This is a genomic window from bacterium, assembly GCA_024228115.1.
Lineage (GTDB): Bacteria > Myxococcota_A > UBA9160 > UBA9160 > UBA6930.
Map to the genome: position 1 here is coordinate 1 of JAAETT010000363.1, position 6,863 is coordinate 6,863.

Genomic DNA, 6,863 nt, shown 5'->3' on the forward strand with positions numbered 1-6,863 from the left:
GCTGTTTCTCTGCGTCCAAGACATTTGCCATGGCCGGCGAGGCTATCCGCCTCGCCCGCCTCAACGTCCTGGACGACTCCCCGTTCTATGGCCGGTTTTCAGGTGATCACGTATGGCCGCTTTTGGGTGTTCACCGAGGCCTTGGTCGGGCGGTGGCGCAGGAGGAGTTCACTACCCCCCTTTTTTGTTGAGGGCGTGTGCCGGTGACAGCGACGAACCGGCTCGGGATCCGAGACTCGCCGGCGTTCGTTCGCGTCCGAAAATGTCGATTTTCGATACCGGTGGAGGCTTGATCCTCTCGGCCGAATCGTGGCAGAGGTGGTCCGTTTGGGCACGAGGCTACGCCGGAGAGCGACTTCGAGCTGCGCTCACGCTTCATCGCCGAGTTCGGGGCCGCCCCGCCGCGATGGGCGCTGGGAGGCCGTTCAGCCGCAAGCTGGTGCGCTCAGGCCATTGGGACCGCCGAGGCCCGTCAGTTGCCGATCACCGTCACGGTCGACGTGGTGGGCAGCTCCTCGCCGCCCTTCTGCAGCCCGATGAGCTGCTGGACGAGGGTGAAGGCGGTGACGGATCGGCCGCCCGCAACCCGGGGGATCCAGTAAAGGTCTGCTTCGTAGGCCACTTCGAGCCACCGGTCGTGGTCGGCGCGTGACTGAATCCGGTCTTCCAGCCCGAATCCCGCCTTCGTGCACTCCGGGTCCTCTCGGAAGCGCGCGCGCCGCTTCAGAACGAAGAGATCGAGGGTATACTCATCGCTGCCGGACCTCCGGATCTTGGGCGGCGCGACGCCGTCGCAGAGGTCCGCTCGCGCGACCTCGCCCAGGTAGTAGAGCATCTGCTCCGGCGACCGGAGGATCAGCCTGAGCTCCGTCTTCTCCGGCGGTTCCGCGCCGCTTCTCCCAAGGGAGACCGAGGTCAGCTCGCGTGTCGCGTAGCTTTCGTTCCATTGACGCTCCGCTTCGACTGCCGGTTCTTTCGTCGCCTTGGGAACAATGTGCTCTTTTCCGCTGAAGGAATCGAGTACGCAGTCAGCCGGGCACTCGATCTTGTACCCTACACCACGGGTCTTGAGCTGGAGCTTTCCTGCGACCGTTTCCGCGAGAAGCTTCTGCTCGCGCGCATCCGCCAGTCCCTCTGCGGTCACCTGTCCAGTCGGAACCTCCGGTCCGTAGGCCTCGGCCTCGTTCCTTCTGAAGCGGGAACCCATCGCGATGAACTGGTCCACGAACTCGGAGAACATGTAGCGCTTCGTGGCGCTCGCCGGGTAGTTCTCCAGTCTGAGTTCCCCAAGGCGGGCCTCACGCACGAAGACGTGAAGGAGAAGCTCCTGCTTCCAGCCCTGGGACCAGTAGTACTCGAAGGTCGTCGAGGTGATGGGCTTCGTGATTCCCCGGACGAATTCCTTCTTGTCGAGGACGGCCATGTCGAAGCTGGGCGAGCTCTTCACCGACCCGCTCGGCGAGGCGACGAATCGATTCAGGGCGTCGCCGCCGAAGGGCAGCGACAGGCTCGAAGAGAGCTCGCCGCTGATACTGCCCCGAATCTGGGTGAAGGCCGTGAAGTGTCGAGGCCGGCCCAGGAAGGCTCGAACGACGTTGAGGAGGAGCATGCGGTTCTGGGCCCGCTCCACGGCGAGGTTGTAGGCAACGGCGTGGTCTTCGATCGGCCCACGGAACGAGCAGGCAGTTCCGAGTACGGCGATCCCGACGATCGAGGCGATTGCGATTAGCTTGCTCATTTGACGGTACACTCCTGTCCTTGAAGGGCTGCGGTCGGAGGAAGCAAATGACGGGTTCATTCAGTGTAACAGCGGGCTTCGGGCGGGTGTGCCGGTGCGTGCTCCTCGCGGGGACGTTCGCCGCTCTGGCTTGCGCATCGACACCCGTGCCTGAGCCGATGCTGGCGCCCCGTCGGACGGACGTGTCGTCCTGGGCGGACGTCGAGGCCACGATCGACGAGATCGCCTCGCGAGTGCCCCCCGACAGGATCCTCGTCGTTGCCGACATCGATCGCACGGTCCTGCGTCCTGTACGCTTCGCGGGCAGCGACGAGTGGTACGACTGGCAGGGCAAGCTCCCCGAGAACGACGTGCGTGCCGAATGCCTCTTTACCTCGCTAGGCCTGTTGCTCGAGCTCTCCAGAATGGCGCCGACCGAGGAGGTCGTCGACGACGTCCTCCAGCGGCTGCGGAGCACCGGGATCCAGGTGCTCTTCCTCACCGCCCGAAATCCGGGCTATCGCTGGGCCACTGAGCGTGAGCTCGAGCGGCTCGGGCTTCTCGACGCGTCGGATCCCAGGGAGGGTCTCCCGGGAGCGGGGTGGCCGTGGGTGCGCACCGTGCCGGGCCTCGCGCGGCCCATCTCGGTGGCGAATTCGGTCGCGATGGTCGCCGGACAGAACAAGGGCGTCGCCCTCCGCTGGATCCTCGAGGAGCTCGGAATGGCGCCGGAAGCCCTGGTGATGGTCGACAACAAGCCGTCGAACAACGACACCGTCGCGAGCGCCTTCTCGGGAGCCGACGCCGAGCTGTGGCTCTTCGACTACGTTGCCCAGCCCCGAGCGGACGCCGAGAGCGAGCAAGCCGAGTGGATCGCGCGCTGGCCCGAGGCGTGGCGAAACCTCCGCGCGCTCACGATGCCTCGGGGCCAGCCCGGCGTGGCCGACTGCCCCAACGGCTAGAGCGGCCACTATGCCGGGCGATACTCGAACTGCGCCCGCACAATGGCATGGTCCGACGTGCCCGTCGCCTTGTGGTCCTCATCCTTCAAGTGGTCATTGTTGATCGTCATGCCCTTGAAGGCCCAACGCCGCTGCTTCGAGTTGTCGTAGAACTCCTGCGATACGAGGATGTGATCCAGCGACTCCCGGAAGTGCTGGTGGATATGGGTGAAATACACGTCCCGCAAGCTCCGGTACTCCTGTAGCGTGCCCGCTGTGTACAAATCGACGTCGCTACCGCCCAGCGAGAGGCCCGAGAGCAAGTAGTTGGGCTGACCCGTTAGGATGTTGAGCGTGTTGCTGTGTTGGGAGTCGTTCAGGTCGCCGAGGACGACTACGGGGCGATCGGTGCCCTTCATCTCCTCCGTCAGGATCATTCGCATTGCCGCCGCCTCGGCGGTGCGCCGGATGGTAGCAATGGCAGCGCCGAGGCCCTCTGTGTGCTTGCTGTGCTTCGCCTTCACATACCAAGGCTCGCGGTAGATGGCGGTAGGGAGCTTGGACTTCAGGTGCGCGACGTAGACTGAGATTACGCGCCCATCCGACCGCGGCTTGATCTTGAAGTGCAGAATCGGGCGGGAGAACGTGCTGATGTTGACCGCGATCCCAGTTGACTGCGCGTCGTCACCGCCGCTCTCGAGGCGAAAATCCGCCGGGAAGTCGGTGATCCACTCCGGACTGCCAAGCAGGATCTGCTTCCGGACGGCAGCTGCGCAGACGATCTTCTGCCCGCTCTGGCCGCTAGGCACCAGCAGCTTGTAGCTCGACGCCATCCCCGCTTCGGCGATCGCCGCCTTAAGGGAGTCACGGTGCCAGAGTTCCTGAAAGCCGAAAACATCGGAGCGCGTCGACTTGAGTGCCGCGCCCGTCCATACGATCTTCTTATCGTACTCGGTTTGGCTCCAGCCGTCCGTGTCCCGGTAGATCCGAAGACCCGGCTCGTTCAGGTTGAAGAGGTTGCAGGTTGCGAAGCTGAGTTGGGTGCGGGTGGCCATAGCAATCTCCTCGACTGAGCGGTCAATCTTGGCTTAGGCGTGCCATACTACGACGAAAGCAGACTGTGCGTGTACAAATAAGCCATCACGAGACACGAAAGGAGCGAGCTTCGCGAAGCGTTGGCGTTTCGCCCGACCTCCGAACTCGGGTGTAGCCGAACTGAGGACGAGATCACCGTCTCTTGGTTCTCTTCGATTGAAGGAGAACGGGACGCGACCCAGCCAGTTCAGCGAGGAGCAGGGTCATCAGGCTGGCCAAGGAGGCCGATGCGGGACGGCAGATCGCCGATGCCAGTCAGGAGTAGGGGATGCCACGAAAGGGCTGCAGCTTGGTGTGGCTCCGGAAGAGACCGCGACAGAAGGGATTGTTGTACCGAAGGTCGAGCTCGGTCAGCATTGATTCGGCACTGCCGAGAAGCTCGTCCTGGATGGCTACGCCTTGGGGTGGATTCGCGCCCGCGAGGCCAGCCAGCGCCTCCGACACCAGCGCGCAAGTGGCCACGTTTGCCGTCAGGCATCTCAGGGAAGAGCGACTCTTGCCTCCGCCGCCGCCCGTATCCACCAGGTAGAGCAACGAGCCCCGCTTGAAATCAGTCATTGCGAAGTCGGTGCCGGACAAGAACGTCAGCAGGAAGGCTCGCTCATTCTCGCGCTCCACGGCCTCGTCCAGCTTGACCTCTCGCCCCAGCAGCAGGCTCTGCAGGCCGGCGCGGTCCGCATCAGCGAGCGGGCGCTCGGGGCGCCAGCTGTGCTTCTTGTAGGGAGCCGGGCCCTTGTTGGAGGCGTAGATCGAGAGGACTCTCCGCCGATGAAAGATGACGCTGCCGGGTGCGGTACCCGAATTAACGTAGATCGCCTGCTTGAGCCGCTTCGACAGCTGAGCGAACAGGTCGCCCATGCTCAGGCCGCCCCCTTCTGGCGCGACGAAGGGGCGCTGCGTGCGATCGCCCAGCCGCTCGAGCTGGGTGCGCACGTCATCGATCCGGGTCTGCGGTTCAAGCGTAAAGCGGAGCTGCGACGACCAGCCCCACGGCCACAGCAGGATCGTCGGCTGCAGAGCTGAGAGAGTTCGGCCATCGAGCTGGACCTCGAGCTTCTGCTGGTCGATCAGCTCGAAGGGGATGTGGGAGCGCCATTGGCCGGAGCGAGACGACCCCAAGAAGTGCTGCCAGAAGCGGTTTCGCTTGAGCTCTCGACGGAGAGGTCGCACCAAGAAGCCTTCCGCTTCGAACGGAGGTTTTTCGAACTGCATCCCGTAGTCGTCGGGATGGCCGACGAAGCGAAAGTCAGCGTTGAGCATATCCCTGCCAACCAGGGGGAGTGCCCGGTGCAGGTCGAACAGTAGGACGTCAAGAACGCCGATATTCATGGTGCTGCCTCCAGTGCCGGCCGCCCACCTGAACTGCTTTACAACCGGCGGGAGGATGGATTATTCTGTCGTCGGTGCACGCACCAAACAGCAGCCGCTAGCCAGTTTGTTGGCAAGCGATACTTCCCGTGCCGCCGCAAGGCGGCACGGTCTTTTTTCGCCATCGCGACACCGCTAACCCTCTACTGAGATAGCGGGGGGAAAATCGTCGGGTGCCTCGGCTTTGGTGGACTGCAGGTTCGCACTGGTCACCCGATGCGTCTCCTCAATCGTCGGGGTGAAAACACCGTCCTCCCCTCGTTGTTTGATCAAGTCGCTGACGTTCATCTCTAGCTTCTCCCGTTCTGCGAGGCGGATCAGCTTGTGGAGCTTGTTCTTCTTCGCCAGTTCCTTGAGCCGCCCGCGTAGCTTCTCATCCTCCACGATGAAGCGCATCCAGCCAACGACGACCCAGCCGCCATCCACGGTTTCACCCCCAAGCGCGCCCACGAACTCGCCGTTGGTCTCGAGAATCGAGCTAGGTCCGGGTCCGGCCCCGGCGCGAGCGAGGCGTTTGAAAACTGCGACTGCATCCTCGTCTTTCGGGACGAGGCGCGCCTTCGTAAGACGATGGAGTCCTCCCACGACTCCTGCGATCACCCAGGCGGTGCCGGTCGCGACGCCGCAGAGAGCCAGCACCCGCCCCGGACTCATGCCTTGATCCACTTCCGGGCGGGCGAGGAAGGCTCCCGCCCAAACGAGCACCATCGAGAGGAGCACGCTCAGCGTCGCAATTTCAGTCGCTGCGAAGGTGGTGCTCGTGACGACGCCGCCCAAGCGCAAGCTCATGAAGAAGAGCAATCCGGGAAGCACCAGCGCAATGAAGGCCAAAGATACTCCACCGACTACCTCGGTTCCGAACACGCCGCAGCGGAGGGTCTTCTCGATCAGGGCCTGTGAACAGCCCGGGGCGCCCTCAGTCCAGCAGTAGTCCAGGACGAAGACAACGTTGACGCTTCCCTCCGAGATCTCGTTTTCGGCCCAGACGCAGAACTCCTCGTCCAACACCTGGCGTGCGTCCACAGACCCCAGGTCGACCCTCCCTCCGGGCAAGTCCTTGCACTCGGCCGGCTCTCCCAGGTCGATGAACGCCGGAGCCTGGAGGCGCAGCTTCGCAGAGGATAGGGGGATCGCAGAAGGGTTGGCGATGGAAACCCAGCCACCTACGCGATCTCCTGCGGAGAGCGCGTCGCGCTCTAGCGTAACGTGGAGGGTCGGCGTGGGAGGCAGCGACTCGTCCGGTGCCGGTGCTCTGACCGTGTTCATTGCCGAAGCGGCAGCTCCCGCAAGCGAGAAGGCGACCACGACGATTACGGTAGTGGGCTTTGTCATCGAATCACGCTCACGAACCTGTCTGTTGGCTAGTTCAGTCTAACTCAGACCCATCGTCGGCGCGGCGGAAAGGACCCTGTGCTGGGCGTTCTATGCCAACGGGTCTCGGTTGTGCCTCGTCACTATTCGAGACGACGGCAAAATCGGTGGTTTTTCAGGCACATTGGGGCTGAGGATATGATTCGCCGGATGCCGTTCCAGCGCTCACTGATTCTCTCCATCGTTACGTCCATTTTCACGGACCGCGCAGATCTCATCGCCGAGAATGCTGCGCTACGCCACCAACTATCGTGCTTGATACATCGAGGCTCGCGGCCCAAGCTTCGGCCCGCCGACCGCGCCTTCTGGGCGCTGCTCTCCGGCATCTGGAATGGCTGGAGGGAAAGTCTGGTTATGGTGAAGCCAGCCAC

Annotated in this window: 5 protein-coding genes; 1 reads left to right on the plus strand and 4 read right to left on the minus strand. The window is 63.4% G+C overall.

The window, feature by feature from the left end; translation table 11 throughout:
* Positions 1-472: 472 nt before the first annotated feature.
* A complete protein-coding gene (locus GY937_16080) occupies positions 473-1,738 on the minus strand; it encodes a hypothetical protein (GenBank protein MCP5058224.1) in 1,266 nt (421 codons plus the stop codon).
* A 47-nt stretch (positions 1,739-1,785) separates the two neighbouring features.
* On the opposite strand from GY937_16080, the gene GY937_16085 reads away from it, so the two are divergent.
* A complete protein-coding gene (locus GY937_16085) occupies positions 1,786-2,679 on the plus strand; it encodes a DUF2608 domain-containing protein (GenBank protein MCP5058225.1) in 894 nt (297 codons plus the stop codon).
* An 8-nt stretch (positions 2,680-2,687) separates the two neighbouring features.
* Here the strand turns inward: GY937_16085 and GY937_16090 are convergent, their stop codons facing one another.
* The 3 genes from GY937_16090 to GY937_16100 form a co-directional block, all read right to left on the minus strand.
* The gene (locus GY937_16090) at positions 2,688-3,713 is read right to left on the minus strand and encodes an endonuclease/exonuclease/phosphatase family protein (GenBank protein ID MCP5058226.1); all 1,026 of its coding nucleotides are present in this window, start codon (positions 3,711-3,713) and stop codon (positions 2,688-2,690) included.
* A 295-nt stretch (positions 3,714-4,008) separates the two neighbouring features.
* Positions 4,009-5,082: a hypothetical protein gene (locus tag GY937_16095; GenBank protein MCP5058227.1), complete on the minus strand. Its 1,074-nt coding sequence runs from the start codon at positions 5,080-5,082 to the stop codon at positions 4,009-4,011.
* Between the two features lie 174 nt (positions 5,083-5,256).
* A complete protein-coding gene (locus GY937_16100) occupies positions 5,257-6,453 on the minus strand; it encodes a hypothetical protein (protein ID MCP5058228.1) in 1,197 nt (398 codons plus the stop codon).
* Positions 6,454-6,863: the final 410 nt, after the last annotated feature.

What these genes read in the sequence shown, in the direction of transcription:
- GY937_16080 (MCP5058224.1), bottom strand. Translation starts at nt 1,738, where the DNA reads ATGAGCAAGCTAATCGCAATCGCCTCGATCGTCGGGATCGCCGTACTC.
- GY937_16085 (MCP5058225.1), top strand. Translation starts at nt 1,786, where the DNA reads ATGACGGGTTCATTCAGTGTAACAGCGGGCTTCGGGCGGGTGTGCCGG.
- GY937_16090 (MCP5058226.1), bottom strand. Translation starts at nt 3,713, where the DNA reads ATGGCCACCCGCACCCAACTCAGCTTCGCAACCTGCAACCTCTTCAAC.
- GY937_16095 (MCP5058227.1), bottom strand. Translation starts at nt 5,082, where the DNA reads ATGAATATCGGCGTTCTTGACGTCCTACTGTTCGACCTGCACCGGGCA.
- GY937_16100 (MCP5058228.1), bottom strand. Translation starts at nt 6,453, where the DNA reads ATGACAAAGCCCACTACCGTAATCGTCGTGGTCGCCTTCTCGCTTGCG.